This is a genomic window from Pseudoalteromonas sp. CO109Y (assembly GCF_004208935.1).
In the GTDB taxonomy this organism is placed as follows: Bacteria; Pseudomonadota; Gammaproteobacteria; order Enterobacterales; family Alteromonadaceae; genus Pseudoalteromonas; species Pseudoalteromonas shioyasakiensis.
In genome coordinates, this window is sequence record NZ_SGPD01000047.1 from 1 (window position 1) to 1,186 (window position 1,186).

1 protein-coding gene is annotated in these 1,186 nt (G+C 46.1%); it reads left to right on the forward strand.

The window, feature by feature from the left end; all coding sequences use genetic code 11:
* Complete coding sequence (tuf, locus tag EXT43_RS20470; protein WP_054564107.1) at positions 1-1,185, forward strand: elongation factor Tu; 1,185 nt, start codon at positions 1-3, stop codon at positions 1,183-1,185.
* The last annotated feature ends 1 nt before the right edge of the window (position 1,186 follow it).

Here is a 1,186-nt window from a genome sequence, read left to right on the forward strand (position 1 = left end):
ATGGCAAAAGAAAAGTTTGAACGCGTAAAACCGCACGTAAACGTTGGTACAATCGGCCACGTTGACCACGGTAAAACAACTCTAACAGCAGCAATCACTAACGTACTTGCAAAAGTATACGGTGGTGTAGCTAAAGACTTCGCATCAATCGATAACGCTCCAGAAGAGCGTGAGCGTGGTATCACAATCTCAACTTCACACGTTGAGTACGATACTCCAACTCGTCACTACGCACACGTAGACTGTCCAGGACACGCCGATTATGTTAAAAACATGATCACTGGTGCTGCTCAAATGGACGGCGCAATCCTAGTAGTTGCTGCGACTGACGGTCCTATGCCACAAACTCGTGAGCACATCCTACTTTCTCGTCAGGTTGGTGTACCTTACATCATCGTATTCATGAACAAATGTGACATGGTTGACGACGAAGAGCTACTTGAGCTAGTTGAGATGGAAGTTCGTGAACTTCTTTCTGAGTACGACTTCCCAGGTGATGACTTACCACTAATCCAAGGTTCAGCGCTTAAAGCGTTAGAAGGCGAGAAAGAGTGGGAAGACAAAATCGTTGAGCTTGCAGAAGCACTAGATTCTTACATCCCAGAGCCAGAGCGTGACATCGATAAGCCATTCATCATGCCTATCGAAGACGTATTCTCAATCCAAGGTCGTGGTACTGTTGTAACTGGCCGTGTTGAAGCTGGTATCATCAACGTGAATGACGAAGTTGAAATCGTAGGTATCAAAGAAACTACGAAGACAACTTGTACAGGTGTTGAGATGTTCCGTAAGCTTCTAGACGAAGGTCGTGCGGGTGAGAACATCGGTGCACTTCTACGTGGTACTAAGCGTGAAGACGTTGAACGTGGTCAAGTACTAGCTAAGCCTGGTTCAATCACTCCACACACGAAGTTCACTTCAGAAGTATACGTACTTTCTAAAGATGAAGGTGGTCGTCACACTCCATTCTTCAAAGGTTACCGTCCACAGTTCTACTTCCGTACAACTGACGTAACAGGTGACGTACAGTTACCAGACGGCGTTGAAATGGTAATGCCTGGTGATAACATCAAGATGACTGTAGAACTAATCTGCCCAATCGCGATGGACGAAGGTTTACGCTTCGCTATCCGTGAAGGTGGCCGTACAGTTGGTGCTGGTGTTGTTGCAACTATCGTTGAGTAAT

Bases quoted from the DNA above. Each gene is read 5' to 3' on its own strand.
- tuf (WP_054564107.1), top strand. From the start codon at position 1: ATGGCAAAAGAAAAGTTTGAACGCGTAAAACCGCACGTAAACGTTGGT.